This window comes from Microbulbifer sp. A4B17, from assembly GCF_003076275.1.
Lineage (GTDB): Bacteria > Pseudomonadota > Gammaproteobacteria > Pseudomonadales > Cellvibrionaceae > Microbulbifer.
Genome location: NZ_CP029064.1, coordinates 100577 through 124009 on the forward strand (window position 1 = coordinate 100577; position 23433 = coordinate 124009).

Below are 23433 nucleotides of genomic sequence, written 5' to 3' on the forward strand. Positions count from 1 at the left end.
GTAAATTTACTGATTACAAGTAAGCTAGCTAACTCCATGATCTAATTGCAAATTTTCTCAAAGAACTAATCTTTTTTTATCCTGCTGAGTCACATAATTCCATCCATCGCTTGATTCCCGCGCTTCTATATTTTTGCCGATGAAGCACAAAATAGAATTCTCGATGAAAGTCTCTATGTGGTACGGGTAGCTCAATGAGTGAGCCTCGCTTTAAGGCATCAGTTAATGAAACACGGGAAAGGCAACTAATTCCCAATCCTGCCTCCACGGCTCGCTTGATCGCTTCTGTATGTTGTAATTCCAGTAGGATATGTAGTTGCGGCAATAGCCCTGCCATGGCTCTCTCAAAAGTCTGTCGCGTTCCTGAGCCTGACTCCCGGGTAATCCAGGTCGCACCGATCAGGTCTTTATCACCGAGGCGTTTGCGGTTTGCGAGGGGGTGGCTCGGTGCACAGAAAACAACCAGCTCATCATGGCGCCAGGGGATTATTTCCAGATCTGGGTGATTGATCTCCCCTTCAATCAGGCCCAAGTCCAACTCAAAATTGAGTACCCTCTCGGCAATCGCTGCGGTATTGGCAACTTCCAGCTGTACCTGTGTTCCGGGCTGCTCTTCCATATAGCGGGCCATCACGCTGGCAGTCAGGTAGTTGCCAATAGTTAGGGTGGCTCCGATCTTAAGGCTTCCCAGCTCCCGGTGAGTGGCCAGTGTCTGCTCAAGTTCCTGGGCTCGCTCCAGGAGTTCTTCCGCCCTTGGCCACAACTGCCGTCCCAGTTCATTGAGGCGCAGCCGTTTACCGGTGCGCTCGAACAGGCGCAACTCAAACTGCTGTTCAAACTCTTTCAGCGCTGTGGAGGCGGCGGACTGGGACATACTCAGGCTCTCCGCAGCGCGACTGACATTCTCGTGATGGGCACAGGCGAGGAACACCTCCAGCTGGCGCAGGGTATAGCGCAAAGGGAAATCTCCACTTGATCGTTAAAATAGATAAGGAATATCGAAATATCCCACTTTGCCAATAGATCTTCTAGGGCTAAAATTCAACTATCAAGAGACTCGTGGAATAACCGGTTTTAAGTTTATGTCCAAATTGAATATAGAGAAGGTGTTGGATGTCCACCACTGGAACGACACACTGTTTAGCTTTAAGACCACCCGGGATTCGGGCTTTCGCTTTGAGAACGGACATTTTACGATGATCGGTCTGCAGCAGGACAATGGTCGTCCGCTGCTGCGTGCCTATTCCATTGCCAGTGCCAACTATGAAGATGAGTTGGAGTTCTTCAGTATCAAGGTACCCGATGGCCCCTTGACCTCCCGCTTGCAGAAGATCAAGCCGGGCGATGAGATTTACGTGAGCCAAAAGCCAACGGGTACCCTGGTGGCCGATCACCTGTTGCCAGGTAAGCGCCTCTGGTTGCTCTCTACAGGCACTGGCTTGGCACCTTTCATGAGCATCATCAAAGATCCCACGGTCTACGAGCGTTTTGACCAGGTAATTCTCACCCATGGTGTTCGCTACGTGTCTGAGCTGGCCTACCAGGAGCACATTGAGAATGAGCTTCCTGAGCACGAGTACTTTGGCGAGATGGTGCGCGAGCAGCTGCTTTACTACCCAACCGTGACCCGAGAGCCCTACCGCAATACCGGTCGCCTGACTGATCTCATGCTGTCCGGAAAGCTGTTTACTGACCTGGGTGTGCCCAAGCCGAGTGTTGAGGAAGATCGCTTTATGCTGTGCGGCAGCCCGGCAATGCTGAAGGATCTCACCAATATCCTCGATGACTGGGGATTCAAGGAGACCCGCGCAGGTGTGCCTCACGAGTATGTAATTGAACGCGCATTCGTGGAAAAATAAGTTGGTCAGCTCAGCGATAATAAAAACCACCCTCGCGGTGGTTTTTTTATGAGTGAAATACAGGTACCCGAAACTATCCTGATCTTGTGAAACCCCTGCCTTCTATTCTGACTTGAGGGGGAGCTTGCTGGGAGTGGCTAGATGAAGCTGTTTTCACTGGGTGTATTACTGTTTTCCTTTCTCTGGTTGGGTGCCTGTACGCGGGTACCGGAGGGAGTTGAGCCTGTCCAGAACTTTCAGTTACAGCGATATTTAGGCCACTGGTATGAAATTGCTCGACTGGATCACTCTTTCGAGCGCGGCCTGAGTCAAGTCAGTGCTGACTACAGCCTCAATCACGATGGCTCTGTCGCGGTGATCAATACAGGCTATTCAAAAGCGCGCGATGCCTGGCAAAAGGCGGAGGGGAGGGCCGAGTTTGTCGGCCCGAAAAATGTGGGCCATTTGAAAGTCTCTTTTCTTGGCCCCTTCTACTCATCCTATATCGTGATTGCTTTATCGGATGACTACCAATACGCGATGGTATCTGGCTACGATAAATCCTATCTGTGGATATTGTCCCGCACCCCAACCATACCCAAGGATGTGTTGGAGCAGTTTTTACAGAAGGCCAAAGCTTTGGGGTATCCCGTCGACCAGCTGATATTCCCCAAGCAAGAGGCTAAGCCGGGAAATAAACCCACGGCGCAGCCCTCAAATTCGTGATCTGTTCAAAAGCCGGCGTTCCCGCCACCAGCTTATACACACTAGTAACAGCAATATAAGGGCCGGCCACTGGCGCCCCAGCAATACTCTGCTTGCGTGGTTATTTGCTTCTGGCCCCAAACGTGCGGCAGCCATTAGTTGGGTCTCCCTGGCATTCAGGGACTGCTGCCATAGGGGCCAGTCCTCTTTGGCAAAGATATAGAAGTCTAGTACCGACTTCCCTCCCAATTCAGTCCAAAGCTGGTGCCAACCTGAATTTTGGGGCCAGAAGCTGTAGCACTGACCCTGGGAACTATTGCTTGCGGCGATTCCTCTGGTAGAGCGGGAGCTATTTTGAAATTCTGATAAGAATGGACTCTGATCAGAAAAAAGTGGGCTGCATAGGGTAATGCGTTCCTGTGTACGCGGTAACTCATTGGAGAGCGTTACTGGCGGCTGACGTCCCAAATGCTTGAGTTGGTGATCAATAATCGACTTCCACAGGTTGGCAAATTCTGTAGCAAAGCCACTGGTTAGCCATCGGTGGCTGTCGCTAAATAGGATAAATCCCAGGTGTTGGTTCTCGGTTGAGCGTCCCCAGAAAAGTGGGGACTCTCCATTGCCCAGTAAAAAGTCGTAGGAGCCGGGCTGTGTGACTTTGAAGCCAAGATTACGCAGTGGGGGAATTTTCGCATTGTCCGCTTTTTGGTAGCCAAAGCCGGAGCGTAAATGGGTAGCTTGCCCCTTTTGCAGAGGCATGGAATGGCCAGCAGCGTATTGGAGAAACTCTTCAGAGCTATCGTCACTGACTAACCATAACAGTGACTTTGTAGTGGCCAGCTCGTTGAGCTGACGCTTTTGCAGAGCGGAAAGTTGTGGCCACAAACTGCTGTCGAGTACCACTAAATCGAAGGGACTTTCATTCGTGAATAAATCCGCAGACTCGTTAAGTGGAAGGCCGTTGAGAGTTTCTTTTCTACTAATTTCAGGTGCCAACTGGGTCATCACTTGTGCTGTTACACCGGATTGGCGCAGCCAGCGAGAGAGGGCGGCCGTCTCAAAAGAGGGGCGTGCCAGCCACAGTAATAACTTGGGCTGGAGCGGTTCTCGCACCAGAATAGGTAAGGGATCTGTATGGGTTTCCCCGGCTTTGCTGTCAATCCGCACCCGGTATAGCTGGGGGCCTGCGAGTTTTGGAGTGGCAGTGAGTTGTGTCTGAATTGCTTCTCCCACTTTCAGCTCAAGACTGTCTTCAATATGGCCGTAGGGATTGAGCAGACTAATTTTTACGTTTTCAGTCAGTGGCTGGTTGTTGTGAACCTTTAACTTTAAAGAATCACCCAAGGTAATTTTCCGCTGCCAGTCCAATTCCCAGCGGCCATCAGATTCCTGGATCTTCGATAACTCCAGACGCACCGGTGCCAGGTCCCGAAGTTTGTCGCGGCCGAGTGGCTCCCCATTGAGAGAGATATTTTCCACACCATTGAGATTTATTGGATGTGAGCTCGCCAGTTGTTTGCTATCGATAGAGATATTGCGCTCGGCGGGAATGATTGCCGGCGGCTGCCAGAGCATCCAGGCACTCAACCAAATCGCCAGTTGCAGGCCATAGTCGAACGGCTTGGCACCTCGGCGGCGCAATAGTACGAGTGATGCTAAGCAGGCCAACAGGCACAGGCCGGGTATCAAGAAATCAATCACAATGATTTCTCCCCTTGCTGGTGCAGCCAACGGCTGAAATGGCCGTCGGCCTCAGTTAGCAAAGGCAATGAAGGCGCAGATTCCGGTGCTGACAGTAGCTGATAGAGCAGCTGATTCAGGGAGTTTGTGCAATCAATGCAATTCGGTTGCTGGAGGCGCTGCTGGTATAAACGCAGCTGTTTGGACAGTTCCAGGCCGAGATCTATTGATTGCTCTGCAGCTAGCTCATTTATCTGCACCAGCAGATCGGTATCGAGTTCGGCGCCAGAGTCTACTTGGGCCATTAGGGCGAGCACCTGTGCTCTTTGTTTTTGTTCAAAGGCACTGTCGACAGTTTCTGGCGTTACGTCTTCCCGTTCACCGCTAAGCCGGCGGCTTTCGTCTATGGGGGGCGCCTCGAACCCGACTCTTTGTAAGTAAATACGCGAAGCCTGCTGTACTTCCTTGATAAAGCGCAGAGCCCGGTGCTGGTGGGGCAGGGAGGCTTGGGGCTCTATAACCGACAGGTCGCGCCAGGAACTCCACATGGCATTCAGCGCGTTGCGCAGTAGCTCCTTGGTTTGGGGGTCGAACAGGGTGGCATGCTCTGAGCTGTCATGCCGGTGTCCGGCAGAAGCAGCTATGCGCTCTGCCTGTTGGAAATGGGAGTCTCGCTGTGCAAAGGGAGTGGCATTTTCTTCGCCATGTGCCTGGTGCTCACCTTGTTCTGTATGATCGTGGCCATGGCCGTGTTCGGATTCTTCTTTATCATCGTGCTTCTCGCTTTCTGCTCCAGAATGCTCCGCTTCCGAATCCTCCTCGCCGAGAAAGCGGCCGTAGCGCATGCGCAGCAAATTCTGTTCATAGGCTAAACCCTCGGAGCGCTTGCGAAACTCCTGTGGATGCAGCTGCTCTCGCTCGGCTAGTAAGGCCTCGGTGTCAATAATCAGCTGGCGTTGGCTGCGGAAATACTCCGGCAATATTTTAATTGCCATACCCTCGCTGTCGCTCAGTCCGAAAATCTCCTCTTGTGGCCAGCGCAAGATAAAGTGTTGGCTCTTGGCAACGTTGGCACTGGGCTCGTGGTTATCCCTGGCCTCCAAATACCAGTAGAGTTCATCTCCCGCTTCCATGGAAAACTGGTGGATGGGCAGGGTGAAATCGTAGCGAGCTGCTTTCTTATCTTCCGAGGTGTTTGTTGATAAAGCAGTGGATTGCAAACTGGTGAGTGCAATACGCTCTTCGCGAAAACGTAAATTTTCCCCGGTGCCGCTGGCGAGGGTGACCAATAAATCCACTGAACTCACCTGGTAATCATCATTAATGATTACTTTCACGGGAATACTTTGAGCGCTGCCTTGAATGGTATCGACGCGCAAGCTGGGTGCCTCAAAGGTAAACTCCGGAGCATTGTCTTTTTGCACCCGAATATTATGAATTTCCGGCAATAGCATTTGGCTCTCCGCGAGTTGCACTGAGAGCTGGTAAAAGTCTGCCTTAGCGATAGTGCGTTGTAATTGCCATTTTTTACTGGGTAGATCACCTAGTGGAGAAAAGGCGAAGCGTTCAGCTTCGGCCAGCATTTCCAGCCCTTGCACCGGCTGATTCAATTCAAGTTGCCATTCGACCGCAGACTGCTCCGGCACATCGACTTGTAGGGATTGGCTGTCGGCTGCGAGCCCAGTGTAGGCGGGCGGCTGGATATGGGTTGCCGCGTGTGTTATGGCGAGCTTTTCGGCAACGGGAATAGCTGTATTTTGTTGCGTGGTCTCGGTTTTATCCCCAGTGAAGTGAGAATTGCTCAGCACAAATAACAACAGTCCCAGGCAGGCACCGAAGGCATTTGTCAGGGTACTGCAGAGTTTTTTTGGACCGAAAGACGACCGGTCGCCACTTTCCAGCAGTTGTTGCAGCTCTGTTTCGATACGCGTGCGCTGTAATTGCTGCAATGGACTTAGGTTGGTTTTCTGTTGGCTAAGCAACTGGCTGCTGTCTTGCAGCTGTGGATATTGTCCATCCAACTGTCGACATAGGCTTTCAGGGCTTGAGCGCCAGCTGCGATCCAATAGAATTGCTACAACAATAATTCCGAGCCAGGCGAGCAATAGCCACTGTGGCCAGCCGAATACAAAAATGCCCAAGCCAGCCAGAAGGCTGAGGCCAGTGGCAAGCCAGAGATAGGGCCGCAGGGCTGTCAGTTGCCAGCGCCTGCGCACAGCGTTAAGGGTGGACTGGTGCTTATGCATGGTCGGCCTCCCTATTACTATCGATTGCCATGATGGCTGGGGGGTGAGATAGGGCAATTAGGCGTTCAAAGGCCAGAAGTAACAGTAGGGCGATAATTAACCAGGGTTGCAGTTGTTCAATACGGCGGTTTTCTACCTCGCTGTCTTCTACAGGAAGGCCTGCCACTACTTTATTGGCAGACCAGTGGCCACGATTTTGGTGTTGCAGAGCCCAGTCTTGCCCAGACCAGTGCAGCCATAAGCGTTCAGGTAAATCTGCGCGGCGATAAAAGGCCTCGCTGTACCAGTCACTTTCGTAGCGCAGCCAACTTCCCCGTCCCATTGAGGCCGCTTGAGCTGACTGGCTGTTATCCACAGCAACGAAGTTGAGATTATCGGTAGGGGGGATACTGTTGTCGGTGATTAACAGGCCGCCATCTGAAACAAATTCCAGCACGGCGTGTGGCAGGGGAGCGGGGCCCGTGTAGATCAACCAATCTGCCTTTTCGGCGCTAGGCGTCTCTTCTCGCTTCAGAGTTTGCACCGATAGTCCCGGCATATTGTTGTGCCAGTCTTCCAGCACAGGCGCCCACCAACTGGGCGCCTTGCCCATTAAAGCGATACTCGGTAATACCGGGCTCGGAGCTGTGGATGTTTTGTCGAGGCCGTGCCACTGCCAATGGGGACTGACTCTTAGTGCCTGGTGGGATGCTGGAACCCCGTTGTTTATCAACAGGATATGAGCCCTGCGCAAATCCGCCCGGCGTGATAGTGCTGATAGAGTTTTCCACAGGTCCACATTTTGTGGTGGGGGTGAGGTTACGGAAGGTGTTTCTGGGGATAACCACAGCACTTTATAACCTTCCCCCACAAGCTGCGGCAGTGAATTGTGGATAAATTTATTCGCTTCGCCCGCCCCAATTCTGGGGTCTACCAGTATCACGCCCTCTTGGGGATAAATTTCCCGTTTAATCAGCGGCTGAGCCAATAAACTTGCCAGCAGGGCGACGATTAGCAGGCGCAATAGCAGCAACCACTTGTTATCCACAATAGGGCGGCGCGCGCGACTCTGTGAATATCTTTGTACCCATTGCAGCGCAGCAAAGGAGATCTGCTGTGGATTACTTCGGCGCAGCAAATGAATGGCGATAGGGATAATCAGGGCTGTGAATAGCCATAGCCACTGTGGGGATTGAAATAAGTTATTTATCCACAACATCTCAGCACAACCTGCCGTGCAGTTGAATAAATTGCCGCAGTGACTTTTCCACAGGCTGCTCGATAAGGTCGGTCTGCAGTGAACACTCCTGTGTGGCAAAGCGTGCTTTTAACTCGCTCTGCGCTTGAGCAAAAGCATCCAGGTAAGACTGGCGTTGCCGCTCGGCGTCCACTTCTAAAGTAGCGGGAGTACTGGCGCTTACTTCTGGATTGAGCAGCTTTAGCTCTCCGCCAAAAGGAAAAGTCTGTTCTGCCTCAATTAACAATTGCAGCGGTAGGCAGGGGCGGCCGGCGGCGTGTAGGCGTGCGGCAAAATCGCCGATCTCATTGCCCTGTTGAAAAAAATCACTCAGTAACACCACCTGACAGGGGCGTTCAAAGTATTGCCACAGCGGCGCCAGTTGAGCGCGATCTGGCCAGTGGCCGCTGGCGTCGACGTGTTGTAGCTGAAGGGCGATTTGACGCTGGTGGCTCTCGCCCTGGCCTTCGGGTACATAAACCGTCCGGCTGCTGTTAAATGCCAATAGGGAAAAGCTGTCTCCCTGGGCGTTGAGCAGCCAGCATAGGCTGGCAATCCAGCACTTGGCGTAATGCAGTTTATTCAGACTGGGCTCGACAAAGCTCGCCTGGCCCAGGGAGGCGCTGCTATCGAGTACAAAGCACACGTGCATACGGCTCTCCTGCTCGGTCTCGCGCACATAGTAGCGATCGCTGCGGGCGAACAGTTTCCAGTCGATATGGCGGATGGAATCACCCGCTTGATAACCTCGGTATTGGTGAAATTCCAGGCCGGTGCCACGGCGCTGGCTGTGTTGCACACCGAGCATCACGCCCTCGGCAATATGCCGCGACAGCCACACCAGATCGCGACAGCTGGCCAGGGTTTTGGGGGACAGGTATTCCACGCTGATTAGCCCTGGCCCGGTTCAGGCACCGCTGCCAGTAATTCTTCAATCAGCTGTGGCATCTGCACGCCATCGGCCTGGGCCTGGAAGCTGAGCAGCACCCGGTGGCGCAGTACCGGCAGTAACAGGCTGCGGATATCCTCGCGGGTGACGGCGAGGCGTCGCTGCAACAGGGCCCGCGCCTTGGCAGCGAGAATCAGAGCCTGCCCCGCGCGGGGGCCGGCGCCCCATTTGATCCACTGTTGCAGGGTATCGCTGCCGCTGGTTTCCATACGGGTGGCGCGCACTAGTGCCGCCACGTAGCGGTATAAATCGTCGCTTACATGAATTTCCCGCACCAGTTGCTGCATTTCGCGCAATTGCTCCGCATCCAGGCTGGGGCTGGGTTTGACCCTGCTGGCACCGGTGGTGGAGCGCAGGATTTCAACTTCGTCCCGCTCATCGGGATAGTCGATATGAATATTTAACAGGAAGCGGTCCAGCTGAGCCTCCGGCAGCGGATAGGTGCCGGCCTGCTCGATGGGATTTTGTGTGGCCAGTACGAAATAAGGATCGGGCAATTTCAGTGTTTTACCGCCCACGGTTACCGAGCCTTCCTGCATGGATTCCAATAGGGCTGCCTGGGTTTTCGGCGGTGTGCGGTTAATTTCATCGGCGAGCAGGATATTGGTGAAAACCGGGCCCTGCTGGAATTTAAAAAAGCGCTTGCCGGTGCTGTGATCCTCTTCGAGGATCTCACTGCCGAGAATATCTCCGGGCATTAAATCCGGGGTGAACTGTACCCGCTTAAAATCCAGCGCACTGGCATCGGCGAGGGTTTTTACCAGCAGGGTTTTACCCAACCCCGGCACCCCTTCGAGTAGGGCGTGGCCGCCGGCCAACAGGCAGATCAGCATCTGCTCCACCACAGGTTTCTGGCCGACAATCACCCGCGCAATTTCCTGTTGAAGATTGTCGAGGCTGTGCAGTTGTTCTTCGATACTATTTTCCAGGGTGGTCAGCATAATCAGCTCGTCAGTGCGTAAATAACAATGTTCACCGCAAATTTTGTGTTATCGATGGCGAGCCAGCGTTTGTTGCGGTAGTCGTAGTCCCATTCGCAGCCGAAATCTTTGTTGCTGTAGAGCACGGCGATACGGCCGTTTACAACAATGGCTTTCAGGTAGTCGTGTACCAGATCATCACCCCAGCCATTTAATTCAAAGCTGGTTACTGGCAATTCGTCGAATTGAAAGAAACAGCGGTAGAGGTCGTGATCGTCCGGGAGCTTTTGCAGGCAGCCTTCGCCAAACAGCTCGACCATTTGTGCTTCGAAGGATTTGGCAAAGAGACCGTCGATATCGTGGTTGCAGTCGTCGACAAATACAAAGCCACCGCGATTGACGTAATCGCGAAAATTCTTTGCCTCTTCCGTGGTGAATTGCACCAGCTTGTGTCCGGCCAGGTAGCAGAAAGGCGCCAGCAGCATTTTCTTATCGGCCAGCGGCACTATGTGCTCTTTGGGATCAACCCTGAGATTGGTGTATTCCACCAGTGAATTGAGCAGGTTGGAAGGCATGCGCTGATCCACATCCCAGTCACCGGACTCGTACATCAAGCGGGTGAAATAGAAATCGTAGTGCTCCTGTGCACTACCCGGTGCGGTATTTTGTGCGCGTGTGCCCAGAGGCAGCGCTGCGGCGCAACTACCCAGGATCAGGCGCTGAAGAAAAGCCTTGCGGGTGAGGGACACGGGATAACTCTGTTACTGCGTTGGTTTTTATTGTTGAGAGCAAAGGAAAGAAGGTGCTCCGTTCGAGACACGCTGTAAATACATCCCTGTACGCTCGTAATCGGCATCCATGCCTCATACGGTCTCGAACGGAGCACCTTCTTTCCTTCTACCCATTTATTTTCAATGCTGGGAGCTGACTGGTTTGCTGGCCAGCTCCCGCCTGGATCAATGGCTAGCCCAGCTTGCGCTTGGTGTTAATCACATTGATACCGTCGAAGCGTGCAGTGGAACTACCGTGGGATACCGCACTGGTTTGCATCGGCTGTCCCTTACCGTCAAAGAAGGAACCACCCAGGCGGTAATCATCTTTGTCGCAGACCTGCGAACAGGCATTCCAGAATTCCTGGGTGTTGGACTGGTAGGCGACGTCCTCCACCATGCCGGTAATCTTGCCGTCTTCAATCTCGTAGAACAGCTGTCCACCAAACTGGAAGTTGTAGCGCTGCTGATCGATGGAGAAGGAACCGGCACCCACAATATAAATGCCTTTCTCCACATCCTTGATCATATCGTCAACACTCAGCTCCTCCTTGCCGGGTAACAGCGAAACGTTGGACATGCGCTGGAATTGCACGCTGGACCAACTATCTGCGTAGCAGCAGCCGTGGGATTTCTTTTGCCCTAGCATATGTACCTGGTCGCGGGTGGCCTGGTAGTTCACCAGCACACCGTCTTTTACCAGATCCCAGTTACGGGTCTTAACGCCTTCATCGTCGTAGCCGACGGCACCGAGAGAGCCGGGCTGTACCTTATCGGCAAACAGATTGACCTTGTCGCTGCCGTATTGGAATTTGCCGCTGCGCCATTTATCGATAGTGGCAAAAGAGGTGCCGGCAAAATTGGCCTCGTAGCCGAGTACGCGGTCCAGCTCCAGCGGGTGGCCGACGGATTCATGGATGGTGAGCCAAAGGTGGCTGGGGTCCAGCACCAGGTCGTACTTGCCTGGTTTGACCGATTTAGCAGTGAGCTTTTCCTTGGCTTGTTGCGCCGCCAGGCGTGCGTCTTCGGCCATATCGTAGGAATCGCGGTAGAGCACTGTCTGCGCTTGGATCTTGTCTTCGGCGCGGCCATCCAGGTATTCAAAGCCGCGTCCTACCGGCTGGCTGAGGCCCTGGCGGGTACGGAAGCCGCCAGTTTTCTTGTCCACTGCGGTGACCGAGAAGGGCGCCCACAAACGGTGAACATCCTGGTCGATATAGGAGCCGTCGGTAGAGGCAAAATACTTTTGTTCATTCACCAGGTACAGCATGGAGTTGATATAGCTGGCGCCGGCATCCATAGCGGACTTGTTCACGTCCATTAACAGGTCCACCTTGTCGGCCAGTGGGATCTGCATAGCGTTTTTCTGGATGGGTGTCTGCCAGCTCACCTCGCCGTGGCCTTTTACCGGAGCCAGCTGTACGGGCTCCTGCTGGTACTTGGAGTTGGCCTTGGCGGTAGCTACTGCCTGGCGGGTGGCGCGAGCGACGCCATCGGCTGTCAGGTCATTGGTGGCAGCAAAGCCCCAGGTGCCGTTGGCAATAACCCGAATCCCCATGCCGATAGATTCGGTGTTCACCACGTCCTGCACTTTCATCTCGCGGGTGATTACGTATTGGTTCAGGTAGCGACCAATACGCACATCGGCATAAGTGGCGCCGAGTTTAGTGGCGGTATTCAGGGCGACATCGGCAAATTCTTTTTTTACAGAGAGATCAATACCGCTTTGTGTCAGTTTGCTCTCGGCGACCAGATTGCCGGACAGCGGCAACATGGAAACACCCAGGCCGGCACCGCTGAGCTGGAGAAATTTTCTTCTTTCCATTTCGTTATCCTCGATGGGTGCTGGCTGTTATACGGCGTCGGAAAGGCTGCTGAAGGTGAAGTCGCGCACTTTCAACGCGGGAATCATGGCGGACATGCCCCACATACCCACTCGCTGGGGTACGCCCATATCTTCGATATTGTTGAGCATGATTACCGGGCTCTCGTTGAAGCGGAAGTTCTTCACCGGGTATTTGATCTTGCCGTTTTCGATATAGAAGGTGCCGTCACGGGTGAGGCCGGTCAGGAGCATGGACTGCGGATCGACCATACGGATATACCAGGTGCGGGATACCAAAATGCCTCGGCGGGTATTTTTGATCAGTTCTTCGGTGGATTTATCACCGCCGACCATAATCAGGTTGTTGGGCTCAGGGACCACTTCGCCTTTGCTTTGCTCGGCCCAGTAGCGACTGCGCGCCAGGTTTTTCACTACCCCATCTTTCACCCATTCGGTGCGCCCCAGATGCATAAAATCACCGTCGGTCCAGGGTTGAGCCGGCACTTCGAGGCTGGTGGGGTCGGAGTAGAAATTTACTCGCTTGTCGAACATCTTCTCACCGGTACGGTTGCCGCCACCCTTTTTGCTCATAAAGCTGCGGCCTTCGTCGGCACTGCGCGCATCGAAGCCGCTCATCATGTAACCCACCAGGCCGGACACCGCATTGGGCTCCAGGATCACGGTGTACTTGCCCGGTTCCAGGGCGCGGGCTTCCTGGGACAGGACCGCCTTGTCGATGGCGACAGAGGAAGTGCTGCCGGTATTCATCGCGCCGAAATCGGTAACGTCACTTTCAGCCCAACCGGAACCCAGGCCATTCTCGGTGCGCATGGTTACGGTGAAGTTGGCAGAGGTAGAAGCGTGGTAACCGAACAGGCCTTTGCTGGTGGCGACTGCCGCAAAAGAGCGCTGGTCTTCCAGGTAACCCGCAGCAACCACTTTCTTTTCCTTGGCTGCAATAATGGAATCTGCCGCAGCCTTGGCGCGCTGGTCTGGAGTGATATCTGCAGTGGACTTGGCGAAGCCGTCTACGCTGACATATTTCTGCGGTCCCAGCATCGGCATGGCTTCCGGGTTTTCCGGAGATAGCTTGGCCAACTCTTCGGCGCGACGCATCACTTTTTCCAGGGAGGCATCACTGAATTCATTGATAGTGGCCACACCGGATTTCTTGCCGAAACGGGCCTCTACGGCCAGCTCGATATCGTTGACGATACCACTGGTGGAAACGCTGTTGCGCGCGTAGCGAATATTGCCGGTTTCGCTGCCGGCCAGCTGCGCGCTGGCTTCATCGGCGCGGCTGTATTTTAAAACCTTGTCGAGAATACGCTTCGCTTCACTTCTACTCAGAATGGCCATTGCCTTTTCTCCAATTACTTATTCTTGTGCGCCGCTCAGGAAATCTTGCGCTTGGTATTGATTACATTAATTTGGTCAAAACGGGTGGTGGAACAGCCGTGGGAGACTGCGCTCACCTGGCTGGGTTGGCCCTTGCCATCGAAGAAGGTTCCGCCCAAGCGGTAATCACTGCTGTCGCAAATCGCCGAGCAGGAATTCCAGAACTCCTGGGTGTTGGACTGGTAGGCGACGTCTTCAACCTGGCCGACGATCTCGCCGTTTTTTATCTCATAGAACAGCTGCCCGCCGAATTGGAAGTTGTAACGCTGCTGGTCGATGGAATAAGAACCGCGTCCGACAATGTAAATGCCTTTTTCCACATCGCGGATCATGGATTTTGCCGAGTATTCTTTTTCGCTTGGCGCCAAAGAGACATTGGGCATGCGCTGGAATTGCACGCTGGACCAGCTATCGCCATAGCTGCAGCCGTGGGATTCCTTTTGGTCGATCATATGCACCTGATCGCGGGTAGCCTGGTAGTTCACCAGGATGCCGTCTTTCACCAAGTCCCAGCGCTTGGTTTTAACCCCTTCGTCGTCATAGGCGACAGCACCGAGGGAGCCCGGCTGCACCTTGTCGGCAAACAGGGTGACCTTATCGCTGCCGTACTGGAATTTACCGCTGCGCCACTTATCCAGGGTGGCGAAGGAAGTTCCCGCATAGTTGGCCTCGTAACCCAGCACGCGGTCCAGCTCAAGAGGATGGCCCACAGATTCGTGGATGGTCAGGCACAGATGCGAGGGTTCCAGTACCAAATCGTACTTGCCCGGATCGATGGACTTGGCTGATAGCTTGGCCTGGGCTTGCTCGGCTGCAAGCACTGCATCCTCGGCCATATCATAGGAAGCTTTGTAGAGCGTGGTCTGTCCGGGAATCTTGTCTTTGTCGTGACCGGCCAGGTATTCATAGCCTCTCCCCACTGGGTCACTGAGACCGTTGCGAGTCTTAAAAGCACCGCTCTGCTTATCAACAGCGGTCACCTGCATAGGTGCCCAGAGGCGATGGACATCCTGGTCAATATAGGAGCCGTCGCTAGAAGCAAAGTACTTCTGCTCATTGACCAGATACAGGGAAGAACGGATATAGCTGGCCCCAGCTTTGAGTGCCCCATTGTTAACATCCATCAGGAAATCGACTTTTTCACTGATGGGGACCTGGAGGGCATTTTGTTCGATAGGTGTCTGCCAGGAAACCTCGCCCACCCCTTTTACCGGTGCCAAACGCACGGGCTCAGTTTGGTACTTCGCATTGGCCTTAGCTACGGCAACTGCTTGGCGCGCGGCAAGGGCAACGCCATCCGCTGTAAGGTCGTTGGTGGCGGCGAAGCCCCAGGTACCATTGGCAATCACACGAATACCTGCGCCAAGGGATTCTGTGTTGACGATATTCTCCACGTTGGTTTCGCGGGTCATAACGTACTGGTTTAGATAGCGGCCGATACGTACATCGGTATAACTGGCCCCGGCCTTGCGCGCCGTATTCAGGACTACATCCGCAAGATGTCTTTTATGGGAGCTGTGCATGCCCTCATTGAGCAGCTGCTCGGCACTGACCTGAATGCCCTGTAGAGGCAACAAAATACCACTGGAGCCGACACCGGCGATCTTGAGGAATTTTCTTCTTTCCATTGGCTACCTTTACCCCGCCAAAGCACAAATATTCTCTGGGGGTGTTTATTGTTATTGCTACTGACGCTTATGGCTTTGTGTGCACGGAGGTCAGAATTTGGGTATCCACAACTAACAGGTCCAACATGGATTTGTAAAGTAGTTGCTCGATAAAGTGAAGCTTGGTAGGGGTAAGTTGTTATCGCTTGGGAGAGGCTCAAATGGCGGCGTTCCTACGAACCTCGTCGAAAGTAATATCTTTCAAAAGAATACCATCACGATAAACGGGTTTTAGAAGGCTAGTGTCTTGTTTCAGTTCACTCTGCTTTAGAGTTTGGAACGAACCGTCACTTTTGCGAATTAGTGCAAGGCGGCCGCCTTTAGATTTTTTTTCTGGTCCGGTTCTTGGATCTTTGAAAATATCGTACCAAGTACCATTGATACAAATGGCACTGGCTTTCATAGCGAAGCCAATCAGATCCCGATCAACTTTTTGAAGTAATCCTCCGCCCATACCAAAGGTAAGGTTTTCAGTGCTTTGTTTGTTTTCTTTCATTGCTTGCAGAATTTTGGGGATTGTAAAGCGGGTAATGCCGTCACCTTGTATAACCCGAATAAAGGGAGGCAACACTCGATAGCCTTTTTTATTTATTTCAGATCCAAAGATTCTCATCAACCGCTCTACTGTATCTACTACAATCTTCTCTGGGTCACCAGAGTCAGGTCTGATTACCAGTGTTCCGCCACTGTGAATAATCTGGTTCTTTAATTTTTTGCCCCAGATATTCTCTATAGCATTCCATAAGTCGTAACTATCACTGACAACTGCAACAGTTTTCTTGTTTCCAGAAAATTGATTCAGAATATTGAGATAAGCTTCTTCTTCATTTTCCTGTCCCCAGGCGATAATTGTGCTGTGCTCAGCTGCTGGAATGGAGAACCCTGGCCTAGTTGCGCTGTAGAATTTATTTGCGGCTAGTATGCCTGAAATCGTATCGGTTCCTTTAAAATTGACTAGGTGGGCCATTCCTCCCAGCATTGCAGTTTCCAGGCTACTGGCCCCCCTTGCACCAAAATCATGCAACCGAAGTTCCAGATTATTCTGACTGTCTGCCGTTTCGAATAAATATTTTGAGATGATTTTCTTAATTTCGCGGCTCTGTGTAGCAACGGTGGATGGATACCAGATACTACGTAAAAGTGCAGTCTCAATATAAGTGGTAAGCCAAAAGCAGGTGGGACAAGTATTTACTACCTGGGCCATGACATTTTTCACCGGTATAACTTGGCCTTCCTCTACTGCTGTAATTTCAATGGGCAAGAATCCTTTATGGCTGCTAACAATATGAGTCCACCCATCACGATTAAATGGTAATCCGTGAGATTTTAATATGTCTTCTGCCTCATCAACTTGATAGGTACAGACAGGAACACTTAAGTATTGTTTGATAAATGCCTGTAAACCGAAAAACATGGCAGCACTAAACTCACCACCACGACATTCAATATAACTACTGATATGAGATGTTCCTGGAGGATACTGAAGATAATGGCTGGTTTTATAGCTATCGACATTTAGTATTGGATTTCCCGATAATTGAAAAGGCGTATTAGAACTCTGTGTGTTCATATTTTGAAACCGAATATTGGCGTCTATTTTATGCCGTCACTTGCATTCTGTTATAGCGTGTCATTGCTTTTTGACTTGTAAACTAGCCACAATAATAAATTTTTTAAAAGCTATAACTTTCACTTTAGTAAAAGATAAAAGTAAGAGAGTTTATTTTAGGAGCTTCTCGCTTACTCAAATTATTGACCTTATGCGTTGGTATGTGTACATTTGTCTACATGGCAGGTAAAGGAACGGCATGCTCAATTAAACCCAGTAAAGTTCGGCGTGTTTATCGGCTGATGACTAGGCCTACCTGATGTCAATTGTCCGCAGTGGCACTGTCACACAAAGTGAAAAAAGACGTAGATGGTAGCTGTGACAAGAAGCTCAACTGAGTAAAATAATCTTCCCAGTCATATATTTCTTTCGCAGAACTATTTCTTCTAACAGCTCATTGTCTGGAAGAGCGTCATCACAGCTTATTAATAGAGGTGCATTGGAGTGGCTCGCCGAGAGTGCTGCAATGATACATTTCAGCATTACTTTTAACACGTTGCGATATATTCGATAAACATCTTCTGCAGGCATGTTGATGCCCTCCAGGGAAAATCAGTCATGCGATTGCGGCAGAGGAAATCACGAAGTATCCATCAAGAGATAGTGGAGAGCTTCGACATAGCTTGGCGTTGGCAGCTACTGACTAGATAGTGTTTTCTAATAGGAAAAGGGGATAGCTTATGAGTGAAGGGTTTATTAAGCGTATATCGCGCTTAATCTCTGTGTCTGCCAGTGCAGTAGTGGAATCAGTTGAAGCAGCTACCCCAAAATCGGTAATGGAGCAGGCGATTAGGGATGTAGATGATGCAATTGCAGATGTGCGAGACCAGTTGGGTAAAGTTGAGGCCTCCAGGTACATTAATAGCAGAGCATTAAACGAGGAGAATACCCGCCACAATAGGCTGGCTAAACAAATTGATATTGCCGTGCAAGAGAAACGCGATGATTTAGCTGAAGCAGCTATTGCTAAGCAAATGGATATTGAAGTCCAGCTACCAGTTTTGGAAAGAGCTGTTCGTGAAAATGATAGGGAAATACAAGAACTCAGCTCTTACATTCTTGCTTTACAGGGAAAGAAGCGTGAAATGCGTGAACAGCTGCAGGAATATATTGAAGTAAATAAAGACCTGAAACGTAGTGCTGTTGATGAAAGATATAGTACGAATGGAGATACGGCAGCTCAGGTGGAGCAAGCTTTAGAAATATTTAATCAGGCACATGTGAATACTGCTATATCTGCATTGGATTCCGGAATAGACGCCAGCAAATTGGCGGAGCTTGAGGAAATTGCACGTAGTAATCTTGTGAAAGAACGTTTGGCAAAAATTAAGTCGGGGGGCTGATGATATTTTTATTACAAGATCAAAATCTGATCTTCACTGGTGCGCTGCTTTTAATGTTTATGATAGCGCTCCTTGAAGGTGTGATGACATTGATTGGTGTTGGTATCTCAGATCTACTGGATAATCTCATGCCAGATTTTGATGTTGATGTACCAGACACAGGATTGTCGGGTGGGTTGACTAAGCTGCTGGGATGGTTGCGTTTTGGAGAAGTACCTGCGCTTATCCTATTAGTGACTTTTTTGGTTAGCTTCGGTGTAACGGGCCTGTTACTCCAAATGCTCGTTGAGTCTATCCTTGGGTATTTAGTACCGGGTGGTTTGCTTGCTGTAGCAGTTTTTTTCCTGGCGCTACCCCAGGTACGTTTTGTCGGAAATATTCTGCGGCGTTTTGCTGTGGGCGATGAGTCAGAAGCGGTTGAGAGAAACTCCTTCGTAGGTCGTATTGCGATTATTACGATCGGAAAAGCAGAAGCCGGTTCACCGGCAGAGGCACGTTTTAGTGATGAATACGGTACTACACATTATGTGATGGTGGAGCCGGATAAAAGTGAAGTATTTAATCAGGGGGATAAGGTGTTACTGGTGGAAGAGCTGGGAGCACATTTTCGAGTAACTCGCCCCAGCAGCATACATCTTATGGAGACAAATTAAATGGAGAATCCAGCAGTGATAGGAAATCTTCCCGTTGTGGTATTTATTGCCGGCGCCGTATTAGTTGCCTTGATAGTTATTGGAACTATTTTTGCTCGCCTGTATACCCGGGCCTCAAAAGAACGCTCTTTTGTTCGTACCGGTATGGGGGGACAAAAAGTCATAATGAATGGTGGTGCATTGGTACTACCGGTTTTGCATGAAATTATCCCGGTCAACATGAACACTTTGCGCCTTGCGGTTTCCCGCAAGGAGCACCAGGCACTGATCACCAAGGATCGTATGCGTGTTGATGTGCTTGCCGAATTTTACCTACGTGTAAAGCCGGATGTAGATGCTATAGCCAATGCTGCGCAAACTTTGGGCCTGCGTACTTTAGATCCCGAAGCATTAAAAGAAATGATTGAGGGTAAATTTGTCGACGCCTTGCGCTCTGTGGCGGCTGAAATGGAAATGGCTGAGTTGCACGAGCAGCGCAGTCAGTTTGTACAAAAAGTCCAGCAGGTGGTTTCTGAGGACCTATTGAAAAATGGTTTAGAACTTGAGGCTGTATCCTTGACTGGCTTGGATCAAACTCATAAAGAGTTTTTCAATCAGGATAATGTGTTTGATGCCGAAGGCCTTGCCAGTATGACCCGCTCTATTGAGGCGCGTCGTAAGGAAGTCAACGATGTTGAGCAGGAAACAATGGTACAGATCGAGAAGAAAAATCTCGAAGCTGAACGCCAGAAGTTAGAGATTGATAAAGAGAAACGCTATGCACATCTGGAGCAGCAGCGCGAGCTGGAAAATCGCGAAGCCGCACAGAAGGCAGATATTGCCCGCGAACTCGCTGAGCAGGAGCGCGCTGCTCGCAAGGCTGAGATTGAAGCCCAGCGTGAAGTGAGCCAGTCCCAAATTGCCGCAGAGCAGGCAACTAAATTATTGGAGATTGAAAAAGAGCGCCGTCTGAAAGAGCAGGAAATTGAGGGTGAGCGTATTCTTGATGAGCAGCGTATTTCCAAAGAAAAATCTGTAGAGATTGCTGAGCAGGAGCGTGCCATTGCTGTTGCGGAGAAGTCCAAAGAGCAATCCCTGGCTGATCAGCAGGCAAACGTGGCTCGGGCAGAAGCGGTAAAGGCCGAGGAGCAGGTACGCACTGCTAAGGATGTTGAAGTTGCCGAACGTGATAAGCGCATTGAAATTATTGAAGCGCAAAAAGTTGCAGAGCGTCAGGCCACCGGTATTAAGGTAATGGCGGATGCAGAGAAGTCTGCTGCAGAGGATAAAGCAGAAGCACTGCGCCTACAGGCTTCTGCAGAAGCTGAAGCCATTCGTATTAAAGTTGAAGCAGACCGTGAGAAATACGCGGTGGATGCTGAAGGTCAGCGCCTCATGAATGAAGCCTACAACAGCTTGAATGAGGCTCAGATTGCCCTGAAGAAGGTGATCAGCCTACACGAAAATTTACCCAATATTATCCGTGAGAGCGTCAAGCCTATGGAAAGCATTGAGGGAATGAAAATTATTTCTGTTGAAGGCTTGAGTGGTGTTGATGGTCGGGCAAGCAGCGGTATTTTAGATGGTGAAACTGAAACCAAAGGACAAAGCTTGCCGGAAGCACTGGTAGGTAGTGCCCTTAAGCATCGGGCCATGGCTCCATTGGTAGATTCTTTGTTAAAAGAAGCTGGAGTCGGCGATTTGTGCAAGACCACTGAGATTGAAAATTAACGTAACTTGAACTTTGTAAAATAGAGTTTATAAGTACTTTATTATTTGTTTATATAGAAATAAATAATTCCCTTAACCCGGATCTAAATATGCAGACCCGGGTTAATTGTTTTAAAGGTGAAATATATGAAGCGCTGTACCAGCTGTAAAAATGGCGTTCTTAAGTCAGGATTTATCGAAGAGTTATTTCGTGCGTATACTTGTTCTTCCTGTGAGGGTAACTGGATTCTTATTGAAGATTACCTAAGTTGGAAAATACAAAATCCTGAATACAAATTTTCAGAAGATGTTAGTAATCTTAATGATGTGATTGCCGAAGATACTAAGCGAGCTATCTTGTGCCCGGTGTCTGGCTCCATAATGCAAAAGATAAAAATTATAGCTAGTAGTGAGCATCGTATTGATTACAGCACTGTTGTCGGTGGAGTTTGGTTAGATAAAGGCGAATGGGATCTGCTGAAACTTGAAGGACTTGCTGGCTCACTTAACTTTTTAGTTACTCATGAATGGCAGAAAAAAATAAGAGAAAGCAAGGCTCATGAAACTTTCTCTGAAAGGTATAGAAGTAAATTTGGTGATGAGCTTTATGGAAAAGTAAAGGAAGTAAGAAAATGGCTGTATGAAGAAGCGCAAAGGATCGATATTTTGGCGTATTTAAATGCAGAAGATCCTTACTCTGCTGAAAGATAAATACTAATAGATGTCAAGTTTTTGCAGGGGGGGATTAGATTCCTTAGGTAATAAATACAGCAGAACCTATATGCTTATTATGTTTCAATAGATTTAAGGTAAGTGATAAGTTCTTTATTTTTCTGTCTCCAAATACTCATTTTTATTATCGATATTATTCTAATAATGCTTGTTGTTAGGGTTGTTTCAGATGTCTCCTGTTTGAACTTATTTATTCTTTTTTGTGTAGTGTTAGGCGCTGTTTATAGCGTTTGATATTAATAAATAATAATCGCCTGAAATTGAAGGTTGGTTCATGTTGTTTTTTTAATTTTCATTTTTTTGTTATGGGAAGCACTTATTGGCGGTGTTAACATCTCTGGTGTTGTTGATTGTTTTGTGAGTGCCAATAAATACATAATATTTTTAAGGTGATATACATGAACATCAAAAAATTATTAATAATATTTTCTTTGCTAGTAGGTCCGGTAGTTACACAGCCTGCTTTTTCTGCAGACTTGGAATGCACAATTTATGTTAAGTCTGGGGGATTTGAATTCGGCAATGGGACAAATTTTTGTGGTGGTTTTGATTTCAGTTTTGGATCATCGACTTCTGGAAACTGGGAAATAACAAATATTACAAAGTCTATAGATTATGTGAACTGGATTGAGGGTTGCAGTTCTGGGTTGTCTTGTTCTGTGACCGTGCGTGCTTATGCTTCAAATCCGGCTGAAGTGTATATTCACTATACAGATGGATCTATTGAGTATCTGACTGGCTCAATGACTTATGAGACAGGTTATTAACCTCTCATATTGGCGCCGTTTATTCGAACGGCGCCAATATATTTTTTTCAGTTAAAATCTTGAATTTCAAATAATATTTTTGCCCGCTATATCGCTATAAATATATGGCGAATATCCCCGTCATCGGCTTTTATTAAAGCCATGGAATACAAGGACTATTACAAAATACTCGGCCTGGATCGTGGTGCAGATCAGGCTCAGGTTAAGCGTGCCTATCGAAAGTTGGCGCGCAAATATCATCCCGATGTCAGTAAAGAAGAGGGCGCTGAAGAGCACTTTAAAGAAGTTAATGAAGCTTATGAGGTTCTAAAAGACCCGGAGAAACGAGCTGCTTACGATCAGCTTGGTAGTGGCTTTCAGTCTGGGCAGGATTTCCGGCCACCACCTAACTGGGATCAGGGCTTTGAGTTCCATGGTGGTGGATACACCGAAGCTGATCCGGAGGCTTTTAGTGACTTCTTTGAGAGCCTGTTTGGGCGCGGCGGCTTCCGCCAAACTTATGGGCACGGACAACGCCGTTCCTATAGTGCTCAAGGGGAAAATACCTATGCCCGCATCACCATAGACTTGGAAGACAGTTATCGTGGCGGCACGCGCCAAGTGACCTTAAAGCACTCAGTGTTGGGGGCAGATGGCCGGCCTCAATTACGTGAGCGAACACTTAATATTAAAATTCCCAAAGGGATCACAGAGGGACAACAGATCCGTTTGGCCGGGCAAGGCGAGCCAGGTATTGGTGAAGGTAAGCCCGGTGATCTCTACCTGGAAATTGCTTTTAATCCCCATCCCCTTTTCCATACAGAAGGTAAAACCGTTTACCTGGACCTGCCTTTGGCGCCCTGGGAGATAACACTCGGGGCCAAGGTTCAGGTGCCTACTCCCGATGGCCCCCTTAAAGTGACAATTCCAGCCAACAGTACAAATGGTAAAAAGCTGCGCCTCAAGGGCCGTGGTGTCCCGGCAAAGCAGCCAGGTGATTTGTATATAGTGATGCAAACAGTAACACCGCCGGCGACTAGCGATAAGGAGCGAGATGCATATCGTCAGTTTGGTGATGCATTCAACTTCAATCCGCGCCAGTCCATGGGAGGATAATTGTGATGCCTAAAAAGGTTGAACAGCTTAGCGGTGTTCTCCTGGATGAAGAGAGTGAGTTAACCCTGAGTGAGTTGTGTCGGGCCTGTGGTGTGCCGGCGGAGCGGATTATTGCGTTGGTAGAAGAGGGGGTTATCGAGCCGCGCAGCAGGGAACTGCAATGGCGCTTCAGTGGTATTTGTGTACGTAGAGTACGTCGAGTATATAGCCTGGAGCGAGATTTAGGGGTAAATCTTGCCGGCGCTGCACTGGCAATAGAGTTGCTGGATGAGATAGAGCGTCTTCAGGCGCATCTGGCACGGCTGGAGAAAGGTCGGAAACGCTAACACTA

21 protein-coding genes are annotated in these 23433 nt (G+C 50.1%); 9 read left to right on the forward strand and 12 right to left on the reverse strand.

The window, feature by feature from the left end:
* Positions 1 to 76 precede the first annotated feature (76 nt).
* A complete protein-coding gene (locus BTJ40_RS00485) occupies positions 77 to 958 on the reverse strand; it encodes a LysR family transcriptional regulator (RefSeq protein WP_108731278.1) in 882 nt (293 codons plus the stop codon).
* Positions 959 to 1082: 124 nt separating this feature from the next.
* Here BTJ40_RS00485 and BTJ40_RS00490 point away from each other — a divergent pair, with 124 nt between their 5' ends.
* Both BTJ40_RS00490 and BTJ40_RS00495 read left to right on the forward strand, forming a co-directional pair.
* On the forward strand, positions 1083 to 1859 hold the full coding sequence (locus BTJ40_RS00490) for a ferredoxin--NADP reductase (RefSeq protein WP_108731279.1): 777 nt from the start codon (positions 1083 to 1085) through the stop codon (positions 1857 to 1859).
* Positions 1860 to 2000: 141 nt separating this feature from the next.
* Positions 2001 to 2564 (forward strand): lipocalin family protein, encoded by a 564-nt coding sequence (locus BTJ40_RS00495; protein ID WP_108731280.1) that lies wholly within the window; start codon positions 2001 to 2003, stop codon positions 2562 to 2564.
* On the opposite strand, the gene BTJ40_RS00500 is transcribed toward BTJ40_RS00495, so the two are convergent.
* From BTJ40_RS00500 to BTJ40_RS00550, 11 genes are all read right to left on the reverse strand, one after another.
* On the reverse strand, positions 2553 to 4244 hold the full coding sequence (locus tag BTJ40_RS00500; RefSeq protein WP_108731281.1) for a hypothetical protein: 1692 nt from the start codon (positions 4242 to 4244) through the stop codon (positions 2553 to 2555). The genes BTJ40_RS00495 and BTJ40_RS00500 overlap by 12 nt on opposite strands.
* On the reverse strand, positions 4241 to 6469 hold the full coding sequence (locus BTJ40_RS00505) for a hypothetical protein (RefSeq protein WP_108731282.1): 2229 nt from the start codon (positions 6467 to 6469) through the stop codon (positions 4241 to 4243). Before BTJ40_RS00505 ends, BTJ40_RS00500 begins: the two co-directional genes overlap by 4 nt.
* On the reverse strand, positions 6462 to 7667 hold the full coding sequence (locus tag BTJ40_RS00510) for a BatA domain-containing protein (RefSeq protein ID WP_108731283.1): 1206 nt from the start codon (positions 7665 to 7667) through the stop codon (positions 6462 to 6464). Before BTJ40_RS00510 ends, BTJ40_RS00505 begins: the two co-directional genes overlap by 8 nt.
* Position 7668: 1 nt before the next feature.
* Positions 7669 to 8571, reverse strand: coding sequence for a DUF58 domain-containing protein (locus BTJ40_RS00515; RefSeq protein ID WP_108731284.1), 903 nt, complete (start codon positions 8569 to 8571; stop codon positions 7669 to 7671).
* A gap of 5 nt (positions 8572 to 8576) precedes the next feature.
* A complete protein-coding gene (locus tag BTJ40_RS00520; RefSeq protein WP_108731285.1) occupies positions 8577 to 9575 on the reverse strand; it encodes a MoxR family ATPase in 999 nt (332 codons plus the stop codon).
* Positions 9576 to 9577: 2 nt separating this feature from the next.
* Complete coding sequence (locus BTJ40_RS00525; protein WP_108731286.1) at positions 9578 to 10303, reverse strand: DUF4159 domain-containing protein; 726 nt, start codon at positions 10301 to 10303, stop codon at positions 9578 to 9580.
* 214 nt (positions 10304 to 10517) lie between these two features.
* Complete coding sequence (locus BTJ40_RS00530) at positions 10518 to 12149, reverse strand: TldD/PmbA family protein (protein ID WP_108731287.1); 1632 nt, start codon at positions 12147 to 12149, stop codon at positions 10518 to 10520.
* 27 nt (positions 12150 to 12176) lie between these two features.
* On the reverse strand, positions 12177 to 13508 hold the full coding sequence (locus BTJ40_RS00535) for a TldD/PmbA family protein (RefSeq protein ID WP_108731288.1): 1332 nt from the start codon (positions 13506 to 13508) through the stop codon (positions 12177 to 12179).
* Between the two features lie 35 nt (positions 13509 to 13543).
* The gene (locus tag BTJ40_RS00540) at positions 13544 to 15175 is read right to left on the reverse strand and encodes a TldD/PmbA family protein (RefSeq protein ID WP_108731289.1); all 1632 of its coding nucleotides are present in this window, start codon (positions 15173 to 15175) and stop codon (positions 13544 to 13546) included.
* A 196-nt stretch (positions 15176 to 15371) separates the two neighbouring features.
* Positions 15372 to 16784: a nicotinate phosphoribosyltransferase gene (locus BTJ40_RS00545; RefSeq protein ID WP_108731290.1), complete on the reverse strand. Its 1413-nt coding sequence runs from the start codon at positions 16782 to 16784 to the stop codon at positions 15372 to 15374.
* 369 nt (positions 16785 to 17153) lie between these two features.
* The gene (locus tag BTJ40_RS00550; protein ID WP_108731291.1) at positions 17154 to 17354 is read right to left on the reverse strand and encodes a hypothetical protein; all 201 of its coding nucleotides are present in this window, start codon (positions 17352 to 17354) and stop codon (positions 17154 to 17156) included.
* Positions 17355 to 17503: 149 nt separating this feature from the next.
* On the opposite strand from BTJ40_RS00550, the gene BTJ40_RS00555 reads away from it, so the two are divergent.
* The 7 genes from BTJ40_RS00555 to BTJ40_RS00585 all read left to right on the forward strand — a co-directional run bounded on the left by BTJ40_RS00555 (position 17504) and on the right by BTJ40_RS00585 (position 23428).
* Positions 17504 to 18166, forward strand: a complete 663-nt coding sequence (locus BTJ40_RS00555; RefSeq protein ID WP_108731292.1) for a PspA/IM30 family protein — start codon at positions 17504 to 17506, stop codon at positions 18164 to 18166.
* Positions 18166 to 18819, forward strand: a complete 654-nt coding sequence (locus BTJ40_RS00560) for a YqiJ family protein (protein ID WP_108731293.1) — start codon at positions 18166 to 18168, stop codon at positions 18817 to 18819. The genes BTJ40_RS00555 and BTJ40_RS00560 overlap by 1 nt, the downstream gene beginning before the upstream one ends.
* Positions 18820 to 20529, forward strand: coding sequence for a flotillin family protein (locus BTJ40_RS00565; RefSeq protein WP_192879366.1), 1710 nt, complete (start codon positions 18820 to 18822; stop codon positions 20527 to 20529).
* Positions 20530 to 20655: 126 nt separating this feature from the next.
* Complete coding sequence (locus BTJ40_RS00570) at positions 20656 to 21219, forward strand: hypothetical protein (RefSeq protein WP_108731294.1); 564 nt, start codon at positions 20656 to 20658, stop codon at positions 21217 to 21219.
* 419 nt (positions 21220 to 21638) lie between these two features.
* Complete coding sequence (locus BTJ40_RS00575) at positions 21639 to 22007, forward strand: hypothetical protein (RefSeq protein ID WP_202862845.1); 369 nt, start codon at positions 21639 to 21641, stop codon at positions 22005 to 22007.
* Between the two features lie 141 nt (positions 22008 to 22148).
* On the forward strand, positions 22149 to 23102 hold the full coding sequence (locus tag BTJ40_RS00580; protein WP_108731295.1) for a DnaJ C-terminal domain-containing protein: 954 nt from the start codon (positions 22149 to 22151) through the stop codon (positions 23100 to 23102).
* A gap of 5 nt (positions 23103 to 23107) precedes the next feature.
* Positions 23108 to 23428 (forward strand): chaperone modulator CbpM, encoded by a 321-nt coding sequence (locus tag BTJ40_RS00585; protein ID WP_108735113.1) that lies wholly within the window; start codon positions 23108 to 23110, stop codon positions 23426 to 23428.
* Positions 23429 to 23433: the final 5 nt, after the last annotated feature.